Below are 23,021 nucleotides of genomic sequence, written 5' to 3'. Positions count from 1 at the left end.
CAGAAAAACGGCTGTACCTGAATTGTCTTTCCGGCACAAATACTTTCACTCCGAATCCGGAGATTTTACCGCATTCATCAAAGCTGTCTTTACAGCCTGAAAGCAGACGGTAAACCATGCAAAGGCACTTTTCACACGACCTTAAAATTCATATGGAGCAAATCACGGACTGCGTACAAAAGTAATTCCGGCTTGCGCAACAGCTTTGCTGCACCAATCCGGAATTACAGGTTAATAGGCGTTTCTCTTCCCGGAAATGCTATTTCGTCTTCAAATTCAAGAATGATCTGCTTACGCTCTTCCTTTGATTTTCCGACGGCATTTATCGTCTTTTCATAAATAAATTCTTCGCTGTTTTTCACAAACTCATATTTAAGAAAGAGTACGCCGGAATCATCATTGTAGCGCACATATTTTTTAAATTCCCCGGCTTCTTCCGCTGCATACGTTGGTGTATATATGCACTCCGACACGGCTGCATGTGCTCTCACTTCACACGGGTCGGTGACTTTGCCGCAATCCGGATCTTTTTGGGCGATTGCCGGCGTATGCATGCCGAGCATACCGGCGCCGGCAAAGACAAAAATTAAAAAAGCTTTCATGCTACACATGTACTTTTTCTGTCACTATTTTGCCGTCAAACAAATTTACAATCCGGTGTGCAAAACCGGCATCGTAAGGCGAGTGCGTTACCATCAGAATCGTTGTTCCGGCGGCATTGAGCTGGCTGAGCAGGCTCATAACTTCCTCCCCGTTTTTGGAGTCAAGGTTACCCGTAGGCTCATCCGCAAGGATTGTTTTCGGCGTTGCAACCACAGCCCGGGCAATGGCGGTACGCTGCTGCTGCCCGCCCGAAAGCTGTTGCGGAAAGTGGTTCCTTCGGTGCATCATGTTCATGCGCGTCAGGGCGGCTTCCACTTTTTCCTTGCGTTCTGCCGGAGGTGTTTTCAGGTACAGCAAAGGAAGCTCCACGTTTTCATACACGGTCAGTTCATCAATCAGGTTAAAGCTCTGAAATACAAACCCGATATTTCCCTTACGGATCTGCGCGCGCTGTCTTTCCGACATTTTTGCGACTTCGGTCCCGTAAAATTCGTAAGAACCTTCACTTGGATTATCCAGAAGTCCGAGGATATTCAGCAACGTGGATTTCCCGCAACCTGAAGGCCCCATAATGGCAACAAATTCGCCGTCCCTGACATCCATATCAATGCCGTTCAGCGCTGTGGTCTCTACTTCTTCCGTAGAAAAGATTTTGTGAAGGTTCGTAATTTTGATCATCGTTTTTCTGGCTTTTGGCTGTTAGCTTTTAGCTATCGGCAATTTGGTTATGATAAATGTGGTTTACAAATTCTGTCTTGCTTTGTGACCTGACATCTGATTCTAAAGGAAACAAGTTAAATGTTTATAGATCAAATGAAAGATTTCAGGGTGTTAAGAGTTTGGGAAAAAAGTCATCAGCTAGTTCTTGATATTTATGCCATTTCAAAAAATTTTCCTAAGGATGAATTATTTGGCCTTGTCAGTCAGATTCGCCGTTCTGCCGTATCCATACCGTCAAACATTTCCGAAAGATGCGGAAGACTTTCAGATGCCGAACTGGCAAAATTTATGGTAATTGCCAGCGGCTCTGCTTCTGAGCTTGAATATCAGCTGCTTCTTAGTAAGGACCTTCATTTTCTTACGCTGGATGAATATGAAATACTTGCAAACGATTTAACCGAAATCCACAAAATGCTTAATTCGTTTATTAAAAAATTAAACTCGAAATGAGAATGGTTGTTGGCTGTTGGCGATTAGCGATTAATTTTTGGTTACTGTATTCAAAGCACTTATATAATTGACTTTAAAGTGCTAAGCACTTGGCTAAAAAACAACGAATCGCTAACAGCTAATGGCTAAAAGCTAACAGCCATCAAAATTCCAGCACCTCATTATCCCCGAAATTCTCGTACGAGCTCGTAATTACCTTTTCACCCGCCTTCAGACCTTCCAGTACTTCAAAATATTCAGGGTTTTTGCGGCCTAATGTGATGTTGCGTTTGGAAGCGCGTTTTCCGTCTTCGCCGACTACATACACCCAGTTTCCGCCAGTTTCCGAGAAGAACCCGCCGACCGGCAGCAGCGTTGCCTGCGACGGTTGTCCGAGCTGCAGACGGATCGGTGCCGACTGGCCTCTTTTGATCAGTTCTGGCGCACCTTTGTCAAACTGCATATCGACTTCAAACCGTCCGCTCAGTACTTCCGGATAGATTTTGATGATCTTCAGTCCGTAATCCTTTCCGTTGAATTCCATGGAACCCTGCAGACCTGCAAAAATCCTGGAAATATAATGCTCATCCACGCTGACGCGCATTTTAAAACCGTTCAGGTCATCGATCTGGCCAATGTTCTGGCCCTGATTGATATTCGATCCTACTTCCACGTTCATGGATGAAAGCAATCCGGAAACCGGCGCTTTAACAACAAGATTATCCAGCGTCTGTCTCCACAGGTTTACGTTCTTCTGCGTGCTCGCCAGCGTTCCTTCCAGCTGGGAAATCTGCATGCGCGAGTTTTCTTCCTGGTATTTCTGCGACTCAATCTCGATTTCACGCTGTTTGCTAAGCCGTTCAAACTCTCTTTTTGTTTTCAGGAAATCAGCATCCGGAATGACTTTATCCTTGTACAACTTGGTATTTCTTTCATGCGCATCTTTCGCCTGGTCGATCTGATAATCCAGTTCACTCAGCGTTTTCTGAAGCGTAAACCGCGCAATACGCAGGCTTTGACGCGTATTCTGAAGATCATTTACCAATCGGCTGGCTTCCGTTTCTGATTGAAGAAAGCTCAGTTTCAGGTTCTGGTTTTCGAGCCGCAGCAGCACGTCGCCCTGTTTTACCATATTCCCGCCTTCGATCAGTTTTTCGGTCACATAGCCGCCTACGATCGCATCCAGCTGAATGGTTTTCAATGGCTGCACAACGCCCGTAACCACAATGAATTCATCAAATTTCCCTTGCTTCACCGTCGATACAGTAAGTTTGTCCTGCTCTACGTTGAGCTTGCTGCGTTTGTCTGCAAAGAAAAACTGATAAATCAGAAATGCAACCAGCAATGTGCTTCCGGCAATGATGCCAATGCGTTGGGTAGTCCAGAATTTTTTTGGTTTGATTTTATCCATAGACGATGAGCCTCCGGTAAAGCCGTTACTGCTGCTCGCTGAATTAGGTGTTTTGACTTCCATTATATAGTAAAGATTGGATTCGCTGTTAAACTTTGATCTTAACTATCCAATCCTTGTGCCAAAGAACATTTACGTATTTAAATAACTGAAAATCAATATACATAATTATTTACAAACCTGCTTATTTGTCCGATAACGGACATTTTTGTTCGGCGCCGGACAAGCCGTTTTGCCGCATGATCCGGGCATGTCACCGCTTTTTAAGCAGGTATAAACGTAAATTTCAAATTGCATATATTATCTTACCGAACAATTACCAACATCCGGATAATTTTTGTTTTCAACCGCAGGATTATCTTTGTGAATAAAAACAGCCATGCAACTCTCTGAAGCAAAAATCCTGATCATCGATGACGATGTTGACGTGCTCAGCGCAGCCAAACTTTTGTTAAAACGGCATGCAAAAGCAGTCGATATCGAAAAGAACCCGCAAAAACTTCCATTCCTGATTACCAACGGCGACTACAACCTTGTTCTGCTGGACATGAATTTTACGCGTGACGTCAACAGCGGAAGGGAAGGATTTCACTGGCTTGACCGTATTCTGGACATCAAGCCCAGCTCAAAAGTAATCATGATTACGGCATATGGTGATATTGAAATGGCCATCCGGGCCATCAAAGCAGGTGCCACCGATTTTGTACTGAAACCCTGGGAAAATGACAAGCTGCTTGCAACCATTGCCGGCGCGCTGGAAGGCGGAGCGGACAAAGCGATAGTCGTGCCGGAAGAAAAAAGCAAAGAAGACAACAAGAAACCCAAACCGGCCGCAGACACGATCGTGGCATCCAGCGAATCGATGCGGCAGGTGCTGGCAACCGCTGAACGCGTGGCTACAACGGATGCAAACGTGCTGATACTCGGCGAAAACGGCACAGGCAAAACGCAGCTTGCCAAACATATCCATCAGCATTCCAAACGTTCGGACAAGCCGTTTGTCGTCGTTGATCTGGGTGCTTTGAGCGAGACACTTTTTGAAAGCGAGCTTTTCGGACACGTGAAAGGCGCGTTTACGGATGCCAGGGAAGACCGCGCCGGACGGTTTGAAGAGGCAAAAGGCGGCACCATTTTTCTGGATGAAATCGGTAATCTTACGCTTCCGCTGCAAGCCAAACTGCTGACTGTCATTCAGGAGCGGCGCGTTACGCGTGTAGGTTCCAACAAGCCGATCTCGCTGGATGTACGCCTGCTTTGCGCCACCAATATGAACATTGAAAAAATGGTAACCGAAAAAACATTCCGTCAGGATCTGCTTTACAGGATCAATACCATTGAACTGGAACTTCCGCCGCTGCGTGAAAGGCCCGAGGATATCAGCGCGCTTGCGGATTTTTACCTGAAACAGTACAGCAAAAAATACAACCGTCCCGTTAACGACGTCAGCAGCGCACTCATCAAGAAAATGCAGCAATACAACTGGCCGGGCAACATCCGCGAACTGCAGCACGCCATTGAACGCGCCGTGATCCTTTCGCAGGAAAAAACATTGCAGCCCGACGATCTTTTCCTGAAAAGTTCCGGCGGACAGCCTGTAACAGCTACGGGCTTTGATCTGGAAGACATGGAGAAAACACTGATTATCAAAGCCATGAAGCGCTTCAACGGAAATATTACAGATGCCGCACGCGAGCTGGGCCTGAGCCGCGCAGCACTTTACAGAAGAATGGAAAAGTACGGTTTGTAATCCTCAAAAACCCTATAACAAGCGGATTAATACATAAAACACCCAGCCTTCGTTGGCTCTTGTGGTATAAACGGGAACATTGATGGCACTTGATCCCGGGTCGAAAGCTGCCAGGTTAATCGGTTTTGCAAATTGATAAACCAGTTCAAAGGAAACGCGTTTTTTAAGATTTAACCCTACTCCTGCGATATAGGAAAAGTTTTTTCTGAGCTTTTCATTGGCAGGAATTGTGAAGTCTGCCGGCGTATTTCCTGAATCTATTTCTCCGATCAACGAGCTTTTGGCAGTATAACGGATGCGGCCGGAAGTAATAAACGACGGCATGATACCGGCAGTAATGTATGGTTTGAAGGATTTATCAAAAGGTGAATATTGCAGGGTTAACGGCAACTGAATGCGCTTGAAATTGTTTCGGTAAAAAGTAGTATAAACCGGATCATTTGAAGTGTCGGCAGAATTTCGGGCATCGAAAGTCCGGATTCTCAGATCCTGACTGAATTGCCATTCTGCATCCATGGCAAGTGTCAGAAATCGGGAAAGCCGTAATCCGGCGCGAACACCTGAACCAATCTTGAAACCCCGGCTGAATTCGTCCTTTGTTTCCCGATCAAGGATTATTGTCTTTTCCGTTCCGGCCCACCCGTAACCCGGTTTAAGACGGAATGTCCATTTGGAAGACTGAGCGGATACACAGCCCGTTTTAAAGAAGATCAGTAAAAAAATTAAATATTTAAGCATGGCTGTTTCCTTTTTATTAAACCATTTGAAGATAACAACCGTTTTCATCCGATTGTAAAAAGGCTTTCAGAATTGACTGACTGGCATGTTTTTAGAAGCATTCTATCGTTTTAACGTCGGATTTAGAACCAATTTGATTTTATAATGACCAGATTCCTGCTTTCCTTTTTCCTGTTTTTTTCCTGCCATTTCCTTTTTGCCCAGAAAACCAAGATAACTCCCGTTCCGCTTAAAAACGTAAAAACCCGTCAGGGATTCTGGCACCAGAGGCTGGAAGCGGCAAAGAACGTAACCGTTCCGCATGTGCTGGAAGAATGCGAAAAATCGGGAAGAATCGACAACTTTGCCGTGGCCGGCGGATTGAAAAAAGGAAAATTTGAAGGCACACGGTTCAATGATTCGGATGTTTTCAAAGTTGTGGAAGGCGCGGCGTACGTGCTGCAAAACCAGTATGATGCCAAACTGGATCATTACCTCGACAGTCTGATCATGCTTTTTGCCGCTGCGCAGGAACCGGACGGATACCTTTATACAATCCGTACGATCAACAAAGACACGACGGGTTCTTACGACTGGATTGCCGGTCCGTACCGTTACGGCTTTGAAAACGGCAGCCATGAACTCTACAATGTGGGGCACCTTTATGAAGCAGCCATTGCCCATTACGAAGCCACCGGAAAAAAATCACTGCTGAATGTGGCGATCAAGAATGCGGATCATCTTGTAAAAACTTTCGGGCCGAATCCCGGCCAGCTCATCGTGGTTCCCGGCCATGAAGAAATAGAAATTGCATTGATCCGGTTGTACCGTACAACCGGTAAAAAAGAATATCTGGACCTTTCCCGCTTTTTCATTGACATGCGCGGACGTTCCGACAAGCGCGCACTTTATCTGGATGAACACAAGCTCGGACCGGCGTATTTTCAGGATCAGGTTCCTTTTGTAAGGCAGAAAGAAGCCGAAGGCCATGCCGTTCGGGCGCAGTACCTTTACACGGCAGTTGCCGATTTCCTTACTGTACAGGAAGATGCCGGCTACAGCAATGCCGTTCACGCCATCTGGAAAGATGCAACGGAAAAAAAACAATACCTAACCGGCGGCGTCGGGGCACGTGAAGACGGCGAAGCGTTTGATAAAGCATACGTGCTTCCCAACGATAATGCTTATGCCGAAACCTGCGCGGCGGTGGCCAACATGCTCTGGAACCATAAAATGTACCTGTATACAGGTGAATCCAGATATATGGACGTTTTTGAACGGGTGCTGTACAATGGGTTTCTGGGCGGTATGTCCGTGAAGGGCGACAAATTTTTCTATGTAAATCCGATGGCTTCCAATGGAGTCAATGACTTCAACCGGGGTACGGGCGCAGAAAGGCAACTTTGGTTTGGAACGGCATGCTGTCCGACGAATGTCTCACGGTTTTTGCCTTCCATGCCGGCGTACATTTATGCTCTGCGCGGCGACGAATTGGTCATCAATTTATTTGCCGATAATGAAGCTAACGTTTCGGTAAAAAACGAAAAGGTTAAAATTGTTCAGCAAACCAGTTATCCCTGGGATGGAAATATAAAAATCAGTATCGAGCCAGAAAAACCGCTTGCATTTCCTTTATCAGTACGAATTCCCGGTTGGGCCAACGGACAGGCCATTCCCGGAGATCTTTATACTTATACCGAGAAAGCATCAAAGCCTGTAACGTTAACAATCAATGGTAAAAAAACGCCGGCAACAATTGAAAACGGATATCTGAAAATTTCAAGAACGTGGAAAAAAGGTGACGTTATTGAAATGACGCTGGATATGCCGGTGCGGAAAGTCATTTCGGATCAAAACATCAGGTCAAATAAAGGAAAAGTGGCTATTGAACGCGGGCCCGTTCTGTACTGCGCCGAAGGCCGCGACAATAATGGAAAAGCAGCTGCCATTCAGGTTTCGGCTTCGGACACGTTTGTTCCGCAGTTCCAGAAGGATCTTCTGGGCGGCATCAATGTATTGAAATCAGCTTCCGGAAATGCAATGCTTGTTCCCTATTATGCGTGGGGAAACAGAGGCGCCAATGAAATGACAATCTGGTTTGACCAGAAAAAATAACTTTTTAGGATCGTTACTTTTTGATCAGGTTTTCTTTTGCCATTTTCAAATCTTCCAGTTCTCCGTTTGTAACCATGTTGATATTACTGTTTTTGAACATGTCATTTTCCGAAACAATCTTGCTCTTGAAATAGAAAGTATACGGCAGGTGCTTGCCTTTGGTAATCACCTGTCCGGTCGCTTTCAGCATTTTTCCAAGATCAATCGACATCGGGATTTCATATATTTCCTTGCTGTGCGCCTTTATTATGGTTGGGCCTTTTACGCTACCCTCCGCAATTCTTTTCTGTTTGCCAAGATCCATTACATAAGCTGCATTCCTGAATTCCATTGAAAACGGATTAGGGTTCGTTAACTCTATACTCAGGACTACTTCCGTATCTTTCAGGCGCAGCTTTTTCATGTCATAGCCGGCCATTCGGATTTTCGGGACTCTTACAAGCGGCAGCCGTTTGTCCATAGACAATTCAATGAAATCTTTACCGAGAAAAGGTTTCTGAAGATGAAAAACGCCTTCAAAATGGTAATCGGCGCTGTCTTCACCTTGAGATGCTTCCCGATCGCCTTCCATCCTCAATTTACTGATTTTCAATTCGGAAGAAACAGGAATAATCGTACTGTCACTGGATTTGATATTTACAGGTTTCGGATAATCGTCTTCCATAATCGTTTTTCCGTTCATCTGAACAACATAACTGAAGTTCTTGATGTCCAGCCCGACAGGCAGCGGATTATGTACAAGCACTTTCAAATCCATGTCCAGCGTACTGTCCGTAATATTATTGATTTGTCCGATCCCCATTTCCACACGTGGTTTGAGGCCGGAAACCGGGTTTTCGTTCTTCTTTTTATACATATACCAGCCGAAACCGCCGGCAATCAGCAGCACAATGACAATCAGCAGCGTTTTTACAAACTTCCCGTTCATAATGGTTAAATTATTGGTTCAGAGCGGAGCAGATAAAAATCATACCTTCCAACCAGATTTCCCGGAATCTGATTGAAAACAGAATTGTCCGCGCATGAAAGATCCGTTTTACGCATATGTAGATTAAACTCTTCATTACAATCCGGGTAAAAGCCTGTTTCTGTCATGCTGAAATTGGTATGGTTTTTTATACATCCGGAATCAAAAAAGATGACGTTTGTCATCCAAATTCATTTTCAAACCAAATACCTTTTTAATTTTTTAAAATCATGGCAACTAAAAGCAAAGCAACCAACAAGATTACAGGATCAGATAGTGATAAGTTAAAAGAACTGTTTGTTGACGGTCTGAAAGATATTTACTGGGCAGAAAAAAATCTGGCAAAAGCGTTGACCAAATTGTCAAAAAGTGCAACTTCTGAAGAATTGAAGGCTGCTTTTGAACAGCATACTACTGAAACAGAAGAACATGCAGCAAGACTGGAGCAAATTTTCGAACTAGTTGGCGAAAAAGCACAGGCCAAAAAATGTGCAGCCATGGAAGGTCTGATCGAAGAAGCGAATGAAATCGTAAGCAGCACAGACAAAGGAACGATGGTTCGTGACTGCGGACTGATTATGGCAGCACAGAAAGTTGAGCATTATGAAATCGCTTCTTACGGTACACTCCGTAACATCGCAAGAACACTGGGACATGCAGACGTAGCTGATTTGCTGCAACAAACGCTGGATCAGGAAGGTGAAACCGATCATAAACTGACGGCACTAGCAGAAACGTATGTAAATGAAGAAGCAAGCGCTGAATAAGCAGCATTTGCAAATCATTTCTAAAAAGAGAAGCCGTTCAGAAATATTCTGAACGGCTTCTCTTTTTATCTGTAGAATCAAGCCAGATTTAGCTTGCCGTAATCGCCGCCGTCCGGCGTAGTGCCCGTTAAAACTGCTTTTACCATGGAGAAAAATACGATCATTTGTGACGATGTATTATCCCAGTATGCTGCTTCGTCGGTTGTAACTTTCAGCAATACGACATTCGGATCATCTTTGCCTTCTGGAAACCACGCTTTTGTCATAGGATTCCACAGTTCATCTTTTTTTGCCTGGTCTTCAACTGCGACCGCGCTACCGGAAACACTCAGATAAGTATTGTTTTTAGGATCGGAATAAATAAGCGTTACGGCTTCTTCCGGATTTGTTTCGCTGCCGATCTCGGTTTTTTTACTGGTGAAAAACCACGCATTTCCGTCCTCGTCTATCTGGATCGTCGTCATTGGCCGGGACTCTATTTTTTCGTTTTTGTAAGTCGTGTACATACAAAAACGAATATCCTCAGCTGCTGATTTCAGTTTTTTTACCGCTTCTTTATTCTGAAGGTCCTTTTCCATGATTGTTTTATTTAATCTTTAAGATAATATTCCCCAGCTTCAATAAAACAACTGTTCCAAAACCGGGTATGCGGTGGTATAAAACAGTGGAATCCGTCATTTCAGTCAATTACGCAGCAGTTTCTCATATTCTTTTTCAGCCAGGTTCTTTTCATCCAGGCTGCCGTAAGCCGAAAGATAATGCGTTGCAAGGCCGATTCCCCACCCAAGCATCGGGAACACCGGCCACGGAAAACCGCCTCTTCCTGCATTTGGGTAAAATGTTACCAGATAAATCAGCCACAAACCGGCATTGACAACCAGATACGTACGAAGATGCATTTTGAACGATGCTCTTTGTTTTGCTTTTCTCCAGAGAAATTCATTGCGCGGCGTTTCCATAGCTTTTTGTTTTTTGGTTAAAGTCAGCGTTTTCAGCTGCTGACATACGAATATAAAGCCGTTTTCAACGGATGAACATGCGAATCCGACGGAGTTAACAATTCATATGATGAAGAAGCAAAATGCAGCGATGAACTTTTGAATGAGCCTTCTGCATGCCTACACTTCCCACTTCTCCAGCTTGTAGGCACTGTCCCAGAACACATATTCCAGCCGTGAAGCGGTAAGGTATGCTTCGGTCATCTGCTTTCTGGTTTTTTCCGAAGCCGTTTCTGCCAGCGTATCGCAAATGGCCAATGCTTTTTCAACAGAATGCGCAAAATCCTCACCTGCATAGGCATCGATCCAGTTTTGATAAGGATTGGGTGAAACCTGGCTTTCATATATGTAATCACCGATTTTTTTGTAAATCCAGAAACAGGGCAGCAACGCGGCAACGGCTACTTCATAAGATTCAAATGCGCTTACAGCCATCAAATAACTGGTATAAGCAAAGCAGCCCGGTGCCTTTTTACCGTCATATGGAATATCATATTCTTTGAAATAACTCAAATGCAGCGCACGCTCAACCAGAATGGCATTCTGCGCAAACTGAAGAAAATCGAGCAGTTCATGGCTGCTGCCGGCACGTGTTCCTGCGGTGGCAAGCGCACGGGCAAAATCGGCAAGATAAAGGGAATCCTGAAAAATGTAGAATTTGAATTTCTCAACCGGCAAAGTGCCGTTTTTCAGTTCCTGATTAAAAGGATGGAGCTTTATTTTCTCATAGATCGGCAAAGCTTCCGTCCAGAGCTGGTCTGTAAATTTCATAAAACAAACTGCATGTTTATCGGAGAAAAAGAATGATTAAGCGGTCCCGGTCCGTGGCCGGTCTTTACATCTTTGCCGGCTTCAATTGCCTCGGAAATATATTTTTTGGCAAAAATGATCGCTTCCGGAAGTGAGTTACCCAATGCCATGTACGTTGCGATGGCCGAGGAAAGGGTGCATCCGGTCCCGTGCAGGTTACTGCTTGCAATGTAGCCGGATTCCAAAATCAAAGTTTCTTCATTTTGCCGTGCAAAAACATCGGATAACGTAGGCGCCACCAGATGTCCGCCTTTGAGCAATACCGCCTTGCAGCCTTTCCGGACCATTTCTTCGGCAGCTTCTTTCAAAAGTTCGACGGAATCAATTTTTCCGGAAATAAGAATCTGACCTTCATCCAGATTGGGCGTAATCAGATCCACGCGCGGAAACAGTTCCTTCCATAAAACGGCAATGGTTTCATTTTCTATCAGTTTTGATCCGCTTGTAGAAACCATTACAGGATCAAAAACAACAAACTCCGGCTTGTAGCGGTCCAGTATTTCCGCAATGGCTACGGCTGCTTCCACAGTGTTGATCATTCCGATTTTAACGGCATCCACAATCAGGTCTTCAAAAATTGCATCGAGCTGTTCTTTCAGGAAATCCGCCGGAACGGGATGAATGGCTTTTACACCTTGAGTATTCTGGGCCGTAAGTGCCGTAATGGCCGAAGCGCCGTATGCGCCGAGCGCTGCAATGGTTTTCAGGTCGGCCTGGATTCCGGCCCCGCCGCTGCTGTCCGATCCGGCTATGGTTAGTACTGTTGGGTATCGTTTCATGCACTTTCAGCAAATTATTTGTTGGGAAATCCTGTCTGTGGAGGTAAGTGTATTTCGGATTTGGAAGCTGCAATAATGGCTCTGAGTTCTTTGGCCGCTTCATACGGAGAAGGAGAACTGCACAGGGCCGAAATAACGGCAATTCCGTCCGCTCCATTCTGAATGGCTTCTTTTGTATTGATCGCGTTCAGGCCGCCAATGACCATCAGCGGATGCCGGCTGTTTTGCTTTGCCCAGCTGATCCCGTCCATTCCCCAAGGATTTCCGGTGTCGGTTTTGGAAGGCGTTGCAAACAGCGGACTCAGTGCGAGGTAAGAAATATTCCATGCTTCCGCTTCCTGTACATTTTCCTTTGTTTCAGCAGAAATACCGATGATCCTGCCGGCAGGAAGCACGTTTTCCAGTTCATAAAACGGCATGTCGCTTTGCCCGACATGAATGCCGTCAGCATCACAAGCCAGTGCAACTTCTATGCTGTCATTGATGATCAAAGGCACTTTGTACGGCGCAAGCAGCTCTTTCAGCCTTTTCGCCTTGTCAATGAAAGCACTTGTTGACAACGCTTTTTCCCGCAGCTGAACCAAGGTCACACCGCCTTTTACAGCTTCTTCCACAACCCAGAAAAAGTCCCGTCCCATGCATGCGGCTTCGTCTGTTACAAGATAAAGTTCCATTTGAAAACAGTTAAGATGAACTGATATGCACGAATTCAGATTGATTGAAGCAACTTACAAGGAAGTAAATTTCACCTTTGACAATTCAGCCAAATGTGCCGGTGAAATATCTGCAAGCGCGTCCAGAAAGGCGATCTGGAACGAGCCGGGCAGTTTTGCACTGCGGTAAGCCAGTTCTCCGCACACGCTCATGGCCGCTGCCGCTGATACGGCAGCGTGAAAAGGATCAGAACTTACTGCCGCAAATGCGCCGGCAAGCGCAGAAGCCGTACAGCCCATACCGGTTATTTTCGTCATCAGCGGAACGCCGCCGGAGACAAATGCAGCCTGTGTGCCGCTTACAATGACGTCCGTTTCGCCGCTTACACTGATGACCGAACCGTACTTGAGGCTCAATGCTTTTGCCGCTTCCATACTTTCCGCCGAACTTGCCGTGCTGTCCACGCCTTTCGTCTGGATGTTTGTTCCGGCAAGCGCCATGATTTCTGACGCATTTCCTCTGATAATTGTCGGAGCGGCTGTTTCAAGCAATTCTGTCAGCACGGCATTGCGGTAAGGCGTTGCGCCCGCTCCTACCGGATCCAGTATAATCGGCCTGCCCGTTTGCGCTGCTTTCCGCATGGCGAGCTTCATGCCTTTCACCCATTCCGGCGACAATGTGCCAATGTTCACGACTAATGCGCCTGCAATGGAAACCATATCCTCGGCTTCCTCCGCAGCATGCGACATAACGGGTGAAGCGCCGATGGCCAGCAAGGCATTGGCCGTAAAATTCATCACCACATAATTGGTAATGTTGTGAACAAGCGGAGCGGAAGCTCTCAGGCTGTGCAGGTTATTTGCAAGGTTAAATTCCATTCTTCGGATTTAAAAGATTGACAAACGGAACGGCAAAGAGGAAGAAGCTGCGCATACAAGATCTATTGCACGACAACTAAAAGACAAAAAAGATAGTTATTACCTTGATATTGCTTTTTCCTACGACAGTATAAACTGTTTCAGGTTCAAAGGGTATGAATCTCAGTCCTTTTTGGACACCCCCAAAGCCATTCTTACCGGCGAATGTAGTAGTTTTGGGCGATTAATAAAAAATTCGGAAGACCGGAAAACCATATTATAGTATAATCCACTCACCTGATAATGATTAAAGCTGCCATATTCGATATGGACGGGTTGCTGATTGATTCGGAACCCATCTGGACACAAGCCGCGCGTGACGTCATGCGGAAAGTAAATTTTGATCTGACTGATGCGCTCAAACAGCAGACAACCGGCTTGTCGGTGAAGCTGTTCCTTGATTTCTGCCATCAGCTGCAACCCTGGAACACGCCTTCATTTGAAGAACTGGAAAGTGAAATTCTGGAACTTGCGCATAAAAACATTCTTGCCCATGCCGTTGCCATGCCCGGCGCTATTGAAATTATTAAAGACCTGAAAGCAAAAGGACTCAAACTGGCCGTTGCTTCGGCTTCGCATATGGACCTGATCGAAGGCGTGCTTAAAAGGCTTGAAATAATCGATTATTTTGATGTATGGCATTCCGGCGAACTGGAAGAATTTACAAAACCGCATCCCGCAGTTTATCTTACAACCGCTGCCAAACTGGGTGTATTGCCCGAGGAATGCATTGCGTTTGAAGATTCTCATGCCGGCCTCCGCGCAGCGCATGCCGCGGGAATGATCACGATTTCGGTTCCGGCCATGGAAGTATACGAACATTCCAAATTCAATCTGGCGCATTATAAAATTCCTTCGCTGGAAAAATATGTGCTCAGCGAAATGTCGGGCGTACCGCAGAACGTACTGGAAAACGAATAGCAAATTTCTGAATACCGGATTTAAATGGTCGGATTACGACATTTCAGCATCATGATCATGCTCAGGATAACGGTGATTATCCTGAGCGTTATTGCCGTAGCATGGCTGGCTTCAGGACATACCAACAGCATGCTTATTTATGTTCTGGGTGCCATTTTTATTTTCGTGCAGGGTTCGCTGCTTTATCAGTACGTAACGAATGTCAACAGAAAACTGACTTACTTTCTGGAATCTGTCCGTTATTCCGATTTTACAATCAATTTCCGTTCGGATAATAAAATGGGCAGGACCTTTAAAGAACTGAACCAGCAGTTCAATGAAGTTTTACACGCATTTCGTCAGGCGCGGGCCGAAAAAGAAGCCAATCTTCAGTATCTGAACACCATTGTGCAGCATATCGGAACCGGGCTCATCACTTTTGACAGCACCGGACAAGTGAATCTGATCAACAATGCGGCATTGCGTATGCTCGGCATTTACAGGCTGCATCAGCTTGGCGAACTGAAAGACAAACATCCGAGGCTTTTTGAACTGCTTTCGAATCTGGACAGCGGCGTACGTGAACTGTACCGGACTCCTTCGGATCAGCCTCTTGCCCTGCAGGGCGCATCCATTCAGCTGCGGGGAATGTGGGTCAGAATTGTTGTTCTGCAAAATATCCAGACCGAACTTCAGCAGCAGGAAGTGGAATCCTGGCAAAACCTGACGAGGGTGCTGCGCCATGAAATCATGAATTCCATGACACCGATCGTTTCGCTTGTCGGAACCATGAGACTGATTGTAAATGAAGACATTGAAAAATCCACGACGGATCAGGAAGCAGTAAATGACCTTAAGGAAGCTTTGCATACCCTTGAAAAAAGAAGCAAGGGCATGATGCAGTTTGTGAATGCATACCGGGATTTCACTACTTTGCCAAAGCCTGTTTTTGCCAACCTTAACGTTTCGGAACTTTTGCATGAAGTTCTTCAGCTTCTGCAAACGGATCTGACTCAGTCCAAGGTTTTATGGAAACTTTCTGTAAAGCCCGAAACGCTGATCGTAAAAGCCGACGCAAGCCAGATTCAGCAGGTGCTGATCAATCTCATCAAAAATGCGTCCGAAGCATTTTCCAGCCAGACTAACCGCCTCATAACTTTGTCTGCATATCAGACGGACAATGCCGTGATGATCGAGGTGGAAGACAATGGCGACGGAATTGAACCCGAAGCCATTGAAAACATTTTTATCCCTTTTTATACCACCAAAAAAACAGGTTCCGGAATCGGGTTAAGCCTTTCGCGCCAGATTCTGCAGCAGCATAACGGACAACTGAACGTTTCTTCCGAAGTTGGAAAAGGAACTGTTTTTACACTGATGATCTGACCGGCATTTTCCAGTTTACTTTTACGAATTCTGATTGCCGGCAGCCAGTTTGCTCCTGCGGTAGCCGTAACTGAAATAAATCACCAGCCCGATTGCCAGCCAGATGACGAAAATCAGCCAGTTGGAAGATCCGAGTTCTGTCATCAGGTAAAGGTTCGTAAGAATGCCTGCCACGGGAAGAATGGAAAAATTGTGCTGATAACTCATCACGGAAAGTATCGCCCATGTAATCCAGAAAATAATCGTAAGCAGCTTGTGTTCAAATATGGCCTCTGCTGAAAGAAGACTCCACTCCTGAATTACTTCCTGTCCGTACAATAAAAGTCCCATGATGGAAAGGATAAAAAGGATCCCGACCAGGTATTTTCCATTGATGTAAGGTACGCGGAATTTGGACTGCGCAGAAATGCCTTTGTGATCCAAGTAAAGAACGCCGCCGCAAACCAGAATGAAGGCAAAAAACGTCCCGACGCTCGTCAGATCGACAAAGAAATCCATTTTGAAAAACAATGCGGGAATGCCCACGACAAAGCCCGTGACGATGGTTGCGAAAGAAGGCGTCTGATATCTGGGATGGATTTTTGAAAACCGTTTCCATAAAAGCCCGTCGCGGCTCATGGTCATCCAGATCCTCGGCTGTCCGAGCTGATACACGAGCAATGCGCTTGTGATGGCAATTACTGAACTTACCGAGATGACGCCGGCCATGAAATCAAGGCCGTTTTTCTGAAAAACAAAAGCCAGCGGGTCACTTACTTTCAGTTCCTTGTAATTCACCATTCCCGTCAGGACCAGCGTAATCAGCACGTATAAAACGGTACAAATGATCAGGCAGTAAATCATGGCTTTGGGCATATCCCTTTGCGGATCTTTGCATTCTTCTGCTGTTGTTGAAATGGAATCAAAACCGATGAATGCAAAAAATACGGCGGCAACTCCGCTTAAAACACCTTTTGCTCCGTTTGGTGCAAACGGCGACCAGTTTTCCGGTTTTACATAAAATGCGCCTGCAAGAATAACCAGCAGCACCACGCCGATTTTCAGCACGACCATAATGTTGCTGGCCGTCCGCGACTCGCGTATGCCGATGTACACAAGCGCCGTAATGAACAAGGTAACCAGTCCGGCGGGAAGATTGAGAATGACGGGAAAGTCTCCGATGCGGGGCGCCATTTCATAAGCAGACGCTGCAAAGCGCTCATACTCCGTTAACTGCGCTGCGCCTGCAAGCTGCAATTTGCTGAATGCCTCGGAGGCAGATTCCTGATTCATGGTGAGCCAGCCGGGCAGCGTTATGCCGAACCCTTTGAGCATGCTTACGAAATATTCGGACCATGAAATGGCAACCACCATGTTGGAAACGGCATACTCCAGAATAAGCGCCCAGCCGATAATCCATGCAAAAAGTTCACCGAAGGCTACGTAAGCATAAGTATAGGCACTGCCGGAAACCGGAACCGTACTTGCAAACTGAGCGTACGACAAAGCAGTAAAAACACATGCAACGGCCGTAAAAACGAATAAAAGAGATACAGCCGGTCCGCCGTTGTAACTGGCCAGCCCGATTGTACTAAATATACCTGCTCCTACAATGGCAGCAATGCCCAGCGAAACAAGATCACGCACTCCAAGTACTTTAGCCAGACTGTTTTCATTTGAGTGAGCATCTTTCAGTATTTGATCAACTGTTTTTTTACGAAAGAGAGCAGAATTTTGTTTCATGAAGTAATCGAGTTATCATAACGTCAGTAAGCAATAGTTTAGCTAAAATAGCAATATTCTGGCCGCAACTTCTTTTAAGTTGATTTTTTGTACCGCAATCCGGGAAAAACGGTTTTGTAAAAAACGGGAGCCGTCCTAGAAATGAGGAGAATACATCCGTGATCGGCTAATTCTGAAACGGATACTTTTTTCAATAACAGCTGATTCTAATTTAGCATATATTTACCCGATTTTACGCCCCTTATCTTTCTGAATAATGAAGTTTACGATACTTTTTCTCCTTGGAGCCCTGCTTTTCTATCCGCAGCTGCATGCGCAAAGCATCAAGTCCTACACAACTGCACAGGCACATTCACATAATGATTATGAAAGAAGAAAAGCTTTTTATGATGCCTATGACCAGCAATTCGGTTCGATAGAAGCGGATCTTTTTCTGGTTAATGACACGCTTTTTGTTGCGCATACTATAAAAGACATCCGTCCCGAACGCACATTCGCATCGCTCTACATGCAGCCGATCTTAAAGCAGACTGAAAAGAACGGCGGCAGTATTTATCCGCAGGAAGATGTGCCTCTTCAGTTGCTTATCGACCTGAAAACTTCGGCTGAACCGACGCTGGCCGCGCTGGTCAAAGAACTGGAACCGCACAAGCATGTTCTGGCGCCGAAAGGAACAGTCCGGATCGTTGTAAGCGGCAATGTTCCGGAACCTTCGTCATTTGAAAAATATCCTGACTTTATTTTCTTCGACGGCCGGCCGGAAATAACTTACACGCCAAAGCAGCTGGAACGCATCGGACTGATCAGTCAGGCTTTCGATAAATATTCCCGGTGGAACGGTGAAGGCCCATTGCCTGAAAAGGATAAAAAGCGGATTGTGCAGGTACTTGGCCAGACGCATGGCCTTGGAAAAAAAATGCGCATCTGGGCCACTCCGGACAATATCAACTCCTGGAAAATCATGATGACGCTGGGCGTGGATTATCTGAATACAGATAAAGTAAGGGAAATGGGCGATTATCTTCGTACTGCACCCAGGTAGCAACTCCAAATAAAACAGTACTGATCTGCAACTTTCCAGAAGCATTCAATTGCATTCGGAAAGTTATAGATTATATTGTGCTGTTTTATAAACAGTCAAAAAATGCTGCATGTCTGCTGAACAATCTGCTTCCCTTAAAAAAGTTTTAAAACCAATACATCTCTGGGCCATTGCTGTCGGACTGGTTATTTCCGGTGAATACTTTGGCTGGAACTACGGATGGGGCGTTTCCGGAACCATCGGTTTTCTTATTGCCACGCTGGTCGTAACCATTATGTATGTGACCTTTATATTCAGCTTTACCGAACTGACCACGTCCATTCCGCAGGCAGGCGGCCCGTTTTCGTATTCGCACCGGGCTTTTGGCTGGTGGGGCGGCATTATTGCCGGATATGCAACGCTGATTGAATTCCTGATTACCCCGCCGGCGATCGCCTTTGCGCTTGGCAGCTATACTCATTTTCTTTATCCATCGTTACAGGTCCTTGAAGTTGCATTAGCATGCTATGCCATTTTTATCATGATCAATTTACTGGGGATCAAGGAATCGGCTTTTTTCTCGCTGGTTGTCACCATTCTTGCCGTTGCCGAACTGCTGATTTACATCGGTATCGTTGCGCCGCATTTTTCCTATGAAACGTTCGTGACCGAGCCAATGCCGTTTGGCTGGCCGGGCGTTTTTGCAGCACTTCCGTTTGCAATCTGGTTTTATCTGGCCATAGAAGGTGTGGCCATGGTGGCGGAGGAAGTGGAAGATCCGAAACGGACGATATCGCTGGGTTACATTTACGGGATTCTTACGCTGGTTGTACTTGCACTGGCCGTCATGATCTTTACCGGCGGCGTTGCACACTGGCGTCGGCTGAGTGAAATCGATTATCCGCTTCCGGCAGCGCTGGGCATTGTTCTCGGACGTGACAACAGTCTTACGCAGCTTTTTGCAAGCCTCGGCCTTTTCGGATTGATTGCTTCCTTTCACGGCACTGTGATCGGTTATTCCAGACAGATTTTTGCACTGGCAAGAAGCGGTTATCTTCCATCGTTTCTCGGCCAGCTCAACGCCCGCTTTCAAACGCCGCACTGGGCACTGATTGCGGGAGGCATTATCGGCTGCATGGCTTTGCTGCTCGGAACTACGGACCAGGTTATCATTCTTGCTGCGCTTGGAGCCGTGGTCATGTATATAATCAGTATGGTGGCCCTGTTTGTCTTACGGAAAAAAGAACCCGAACTGGAACGGCCTTTTATGGTTCCCGGATTCCCGTTTTTTCCGTTGATTGCGCTTGTTCTGTCCACAGTCTGCCTGATTGCCATCATTTATTACAATCTGGTTCTGAGTCTCTGGTTTTTTGCAGGACTTGCCGTTGTAACCATTTTCTTCGTTGCTACCGGCCGGCATAAAACGCTTTGAAATATAGCGGAAAGTCTGATCTTGTACATGTTTGAATTGCCTTTTGCAGTTGGCGAAGTTGCTGTCTGCCTCGCGCCTGATGCTTGTCTCTCGACAAGTATGGGCAGTATTCAATAGCACGTAATTATTTTTCTGAATGCCGGAGATTTCCCGGCAACTGCCGTTGCATAGACCAGTGTACACATCCGGTATTTGATTTTTTCAGCATCCGGATATTTAACGCTGCACAATCATCTTTAGCAGCTACTTTTTCGTACATAGATTTATCTCTCATTTTCAAGGTATTATTGCTACATAATAGTAATTAATAGCTTTTCAGTTTATATTTAAAAAAGTTTTACAAATAGATTGAAATCAGTAGAATTACTTCGTTCATTATACTAAATTTGTTTTTGGATAATATACAGGTCATAAATTCATTTAACACATTTAGCCTTTTCACACCAGGCTAAGCTGAACACTATAAACCAGAATGAATATCTTAATTGTTGAGGACGATTATATCATTGCGAAACATCTTCAATATCTGCTCAACGGTTTTGGTTATGAAGCCAAAGACATTGCTTCTGACTATACAATGGCGACGGAAATGCTGAGCAATAAAGTTTTTCATCTTGCCATTCTCGATATCAACCTGAATGGTTACCAGACAGGAATTGATCTTGCGGACCATATCCGGGAAAATTACCAGATTCCATTCCTGTTTCTTTCCAGCCATGAAGACATTGCAGTAATCAATGCTGCCCTGCAGTCGGCGCCGCACGCATTTTTACAAAAACCGTTTCAGAAGATTACGGTTTACACGGCGGTGAAACTAGCGCTCAAAAATTACCGGCTGGCAGCCATTGCAGGCGAGTCGGACATGGAAGAAAAACAGGATACGACGGTCATAAAAGACGCCCTTTTCATTAAGGAAAAACACATGTTTACCAAAATTCTCCTTTCCGATATCCTTTATATCCGAAGTGACGACAACTATCTGGAACTACATACGAGCAGGAAGAAATACACGATCCGGGAAACGCTGAAGAATATGCTTAACCAGCTGCCTCCCAATTTTTTCTTCCGGGTTCACAAATCGTTCATTATCAACCTGCATGCAATTACCGGAATCAATTATGTACATGTAATTATCAACGATATAGAAATACCTATTACAAACGATAACAGAAATGAGCTGCTCAGCCGGGTAAAAACGTTTTCCTGAGCAAATTTTAATGCACTTTTGGCACTATAAACCGTTGTTTTGGACACAAACCCCAAAAAACCGGGCTTTCACCACACGAAATTATAAAAGAATAAACATAGAAGTAATTTTGCATCACGTAAACCATACCTCTATCCTCCTAATAATTCCCGGCATGATTAACCCGGACTTCTGATTCAAAAAGAAGTCCGGGCACTCAATCAAAATAATTGCAGAGATGGCATTACAAGTCAATGTTTGTCGTTACTTGTCAATGTTTGTCATTTTTTGTCATTACAAGTCATTTTTTGTCATTGTTTGGAATGATCTGATTTGTTGGGTGAAGATGCAACTAATCTATTTTTTCCTTTAAGTTGCGGGCTGTGGTTTTGTGTTTTACGGATAAAGCAGGTATTTTTTTCTTATTGATTTGAAATTGGATAAACCTGGTTCCCAGCTTTTTCTGATCTCTTTTTCAGATGTTCCGGCAATAATCTGTTTTTTTAGGTTCTCGGTTCCGGCAAGTTTATCAAAACTCCCCATTTGCTTGCTCTGGCTCATGTCAAAGAATCTCTCTTTTTCCGGGTATGCTTTGTACAATTCAATAAGCCAGTCGAGATGCAGCTTCCTGCTTTTTATGATCTGCTGCATGTCGTACTTTCTTAAATCCAGCCCGTAACATTCCTGATTTTGGTGCAAAGGCGTTTCGCTCATCCCCTTTATGCTTTGCGGCTTGAATGAAAATTCGTATTTGCCTTTCAGCAACGGCGCTCCGAGTACGGTAAAAGGCATGTAAGTACCTCTTCCCTGGCTGATGATGGTGCCTTCGAACATACAGATATGCGGATACAGCATGACGGACTGCTGCGTATTAAGATTGGGTGAAGGCATTGCAGGCAAAGTGTACGGTGTGTCGTGCGTGTAATTGGCAACTTTTACAATCCGGAGTTTACATTTCACTTTGTTGGGCAGCCAGCCTTCTCCGTTGATCATCTGTGCAAATTCCGCAATTGTCATTCCGTGTGCAATGGGTATGGCGTACATGCCGATTCCCGAATGCAGATGATCTTCCAGAACCGGGCCGTCTACAAGGAAACCATTGGGATTTGGTCTGTCGAGAATCATCATTTCCTTGTCATTTTCGGCACATGCTTCCATTACATGCCCCAGCGTATTGATATAAGTATAAAACCGGGCGCCAACATCCTGAATATCAAACATCATAATGTCCAGTGCAGCCATTTGATCCTTTGTAGGCTTTTTCAGTTTGCCGTATAATGAAATGGCGGGAATGCCGGTTTTGGGATCCACACTGTCACTTACTTTGTCTCCATTGCTCGCTGTTCCTCTGAAACCATGTTCAGGCCCGAAAATAGCAACGATATTGATTCCCATTGCCACGAGGCTGTCCACAATGGGCGTATTGCCGATTATGGAGGTTTGATTCACGACGATTCCTACCTTTTTTCCTTTCAGATAACTGATGTACTCAGAAATCTGATCTGCGCCGGTAACAAGCGTAGCTGTGTTTACCGGACGGTTCAGTGTAGAATCCGTGCCGCCGGAGCTGGTGATTACCGGGTTTTTCTGAGATGAGGAATTTACACAATTACTGTTAAGGCAAATAAAAATAGTAAGGCTGATTACTGCTGATAATGATTTCATAAGATCCGGATTGAGCTTGCTAAAATAGTTTTTTTAAGCCACGAATACACCAACTATCACGGATATTCCAACTCA

Annotated in this window: 22 protein-coding genes and 1 riboswitch; of the genes, 9 read left to right on the top strand and 13 right to left on the bottom strand. The window is 45.2% G+C overall.

Annotated elements, in window-relative coordinates; all coding sequences use genetic code 11:
- Positions 1-224: 224 nt before the first annotated feature.
- Both FEM55_RS12985 and FEM55_RS12980 read right to left on the bottom strand, forming a co-directional pair.
- Positions 225-602, bottom strand: coding sequence for a hypothetical protein (locus tag FEM55_RS12985; protein WP_138281804.1), 378 nt, complete (start codon positions 600-602; stop codon positions 225-227).
- Position 603: 1 nt separating this feature from the next.
- Entirely contained in the window at positions 604-1,281 is a 678-nt protein-coding gene (locus FEM55_RS12980; protein ID WP_138281803.1) for an ABC transporter ATP-binding protein, read from the bottom strand.
- Between the two features lie 120 nt (positions 1,282-1,401).
- Here FEM55_RS12980 and FEM55_RS12975 point away from each other — a divergent pair, with 120 nt between their 5' ends.
- Entirely contained in the window at positions 1,402-1,773 is a 372-nt protein-coding gene (locus tag FEM55_RS12975; protein ID WP_229209242.1) for a four helix bundle protein, read from the top strand.
- Positions 1,774-1,915: 142 nt separating this feature from the next.
- On the opposite strand, the gene FEM55_RS12970 is transcribed toward FEM55_RS12975, so the two are convergent.
- The gene (locus FEM55_RS12970) at positions 1,916-3,163 is read right to left on the bottom strand and encodes an efflux RND transporter periplasmic adaptor subunit (protein ID WP_138282557.1); all 1,248 of its coding nucleotides are present in this window, start codon (positions 3,161-3,163) and stop codon (positions 1,916-1,918) included.
- A gap of 379 nt (positions 3,164-3,542) precedes the next feature.
- Here FEM55_RS12970 and FEM55_RS12965 point away from each other — a divergent pair, with 379 nt between their 5' ends.
- Positions 3,543-4,910, top strand: coding sequence for a sigma-54-dependent transcriptional regulator (locus tag FEM55_RS12965; protein ID WP_138281802.1), 1,368 nt, complete (start codon positions 3,543-3,545; stop codon positions 4,908-4,910).
- A gap of 12 nt (positions 4,911-4,922) precedes the next feature.
- Here FEM55_RS12965 and FEM55_RS12960 read toward each other — a convergent pair whose 3' ends face one another.
- Positions 4,923-5,648, bottom strand: coding sequence for a porin family protein (locus FEM55_RS12960; RefSeq protein WP_171036545.1), 726 nt, complete (start codon positions 5,646-5,648; stop codon positions 4,923-4,925).
- Positions 5,649-5,792: 144 nt separating this feature from the next.
- Here FEM55_RS12960 and FEM55_RS12955 point away from each other — a divergent pair, with 144 nt between their 5' ends.
- Positions 5,793-7,742: a glycoside hydrolase family 127 protein gene (locus FEM55_RS12955; RefSeq protein WP_138281800.1), complete on the top strand. Its 1,950-nt coding sequence runs from the start codon at positions 5,793-5,795 to the stop codon at positions 7,740-7,742.
- Between the two features lie 13 nt (positions 7,743-7,755).
- Here the strand turns inward: FEM55_RS12955 and FEM55_RS12950 are convergent, their stop codons facing one another.
- Positions 7,756-8,670: an LEA type 2 family protein gene (locus FEM55_RS12950; protein WP_138281799.1), complete on the bottom strand. Its 915-nt coding sequence runs from the start codon at positions 8,668-8,670 to the stop codon at positions 7,756-7,758.
- 269 nt (positions 8,671-8,939) lie between these two features.
- Here FEM55_RS12950 and FEM55_RS12945 point away from each other — a divergent pair, with 269 nt between their 5' ends.
- Positions 8,940-9,476 (top strand): YciE/YciF ferroxidase family protein, encoded by a 537-nt coding sequence (locus tag FEM55_RS12945; RefSeq protein ID WP_138281798.1) that lies wholly within the window; start codon positions 8,940-8,942, stop codon positions 9,474-9,476.
- A 77-nt stretch (positions 9,477-9,553) separates the two neighbouring features.
- Here FEM55_RS12945 and FEM55_RS12940 read toward each other — a convergent pair whose 3' ends face one another.
- From FEM55_RS12940 to thiM, 6 genes are all read right to left on the bottom strand, one after another.
- Positions 9,554-10,054, bottom strand: a complete 501-nt coding sequence (locus FEM55_RS12940; protein ID WP_138281797.1) for a pyridoxamine 5'-phosphate oxidase family protein — start codon at positions 10,052-10,054, stop codon at positions 9,554-9,556.
- A gap of 105 nt (positions 10,055-10,159) precedes the next feature.
- Positions 10,160-10,435: a 2TM domain-containing protein gene (locus FEM55_RS12935; RefSeq protein ID WP_138281796.1), complete on the bottom strand. Its 276-nt coding sequence runs from the start codon at positions 10,433-10,435 to the stop codon at positions 10,160-10,162.
- A gap of 159 nt (positions 10,436-10,594) precedes the next feature.
- Complete coding sequence (tenA, locus tag FEM55_RS12930) at positions 10,595-11,245, bottom strand: thiaminase II (protein WP_138281795.1); 651 nt, start codon at positions 11,243-11,245, stop codon at positions 10,595-10,597.
- The gene (gene thiD / locus FEM55_RS12925) at positions 11,242-12,063 is read right to left on the bottom strand and encodes a bifunctional hydroxymethylpyrimidine kinase/phosphomethylpyrimidine kinase (RefSeq protein ID WP_138281794.1); all 822 of its coding nucleotides are present in this window, start codon (positions 12,061-12,063) and stop codon (positions 11,242-11,244) included. Before thiD ends, tenA begins: the two co-directional genes overlap by 4 nt.
- A gap of 14 nt (positions 12,064-12,077) precedes the next feature.
- Positions 12,078-12,737 (bottom strand): thiamine phosphate synthase, encoded by a 660-nt coding sequence (gene thiE / locus FEM55_RS12920; protein ID WP_138281793.1) that lies wholly within the window; start codon positions 12,735-12,737, stop codon positions 12,078-12,080.
- A gap of 54 nt (positions 12,738-12,791) precedes the next feature.
- Entirely contained in the window at positions 12,792-13,595 is an 804-nt protein-coding gene (thiM, locus tag FEM55_RS12915; RefSeq protein ID WP_138281792.1) for a hydroxyethylthiazole kinase, read from the bottom strand.
- 100 nt (positions 13,596-13,695) lie between these two features.
- Positions 13,696-13,789, bottom strand: a riboswitch (TPP riboswitch).
- Between the two features lie 88 nt (positions 13,790-13,877).
- Between thiM and hxpB the strand changes: the two genes are divergently transcribed.
- A complete protein-coding gene (gene hxpB / locus FEM55_RS12910; RefSeq protein ID WP_138281791.1) occupies positions 13,878-14,555 on the top strand; it encodes a hexitol phosphatase HxpB in 678 nt (225 codons plus the stop codon).
- Positions 14,556-14,579: 24 nt separating this feature from the next.
- Positions 14,580-15,920: a sensor histidine kinase gene (locus tag FEM55_RS12905; protein ID WP_138281790.1), complete on the top strand. Its 1,341-nt coding sequence runs from the start codon at positions 14,580-14,582 to the stop codon at positions 15,918-15,920.
- Between the two features lie 21 nt (positions 15,921-15,941).
- Here FEM55_RS12905 and FEM55_RS12900 read toward each other — a convergent pair whose 3' ends face one another.
- Positions 15,942-17,642, bottom strand: a complete 1,701-nt coding sequence (locus FEM55_RS12900) for an amino acid permease (protein WP_138281789.1) — start codon at positions 17,640-17,642, stop codon at positions 15,942-15,944.
- A 256-nt stretch (positions 17,643-17,898) separates the two neighbouring features.
- Here FEM55_RS12900 and FEM55_RS12895 point away from each other — a divergent pair, with 256 nt between their 5' ends.
- From FEM55_RS12895 to FEM55_RS12885, 3 genes are all read left to right on the top strand, one after another.
- A complete protein-coding gene (locus tag FEM55_RS12895; protein ID WP_138281788.1) occupies positions 17,899-18,684 on the top strand; it encodes a phosphatidylinositol-specific phospholipase C/glycerophosphodiester phosphodiesterase family protein in 786 nt (261 codons plus the stop codon).
- Between the two features lie 109 nt (positions 18,685-18,793).
- Positions 18,794-20,095, top strand: coding sequence for an ethanolamine permease (gene eat / locus FEM55_RS12890; RefSeq protein WP_138281787.1), 1,302 nt, complete (start codon positions 18,794-18,796; stop codon positions 20,093-20,095).
- Positions 20,096-20,567: 472 nt separating this feature from the next.
- Positions 20,568-21,302 (top strand): LytR/AlgR family response regulator transcription factor, encoded by a 735-nt coding sequence (locus FEM55_RS12885; protein WP_138281786.1) that lies wholly within the window; start codon positions 20,568-20,570, stop codon positions 21,300-21,302.
- 375 nt (positions 21,303-21,677) lie between these two features.
- Here the strand turns inward: FEM55_RS12885 and FEM55_RS12880 are convergent, their stop codons facing one another.
- Positions 21,678-22,946, bottom strand: coding sequence for an exo-beta-N-acetylmuramidase NamZ family protein (locus FEM55_RS12880; protein WP_138281785.1), 1,269 nt, complete (start codon positions 22,944-22,946; stop codon positions 21,678-21,680).
- Between the last annotated feature and the right edge of the window lie 75 nt (positions 22,947-23,021).

The sequence above is a fragment of the Dyadobacter sediminis genome, assembly GCF_005860765.1.
Classification (GTDB): Bacteria; Bacteroidota; Bacteroidia; order Cytophagales; family Spirosomataceae; genus Dyadobacter; species Dyadobacter sediminis.
Note: the sequence above shows the minus strand (reverse complement) of the source record. Positions and strands in the feature narration are given on the sequence as shown.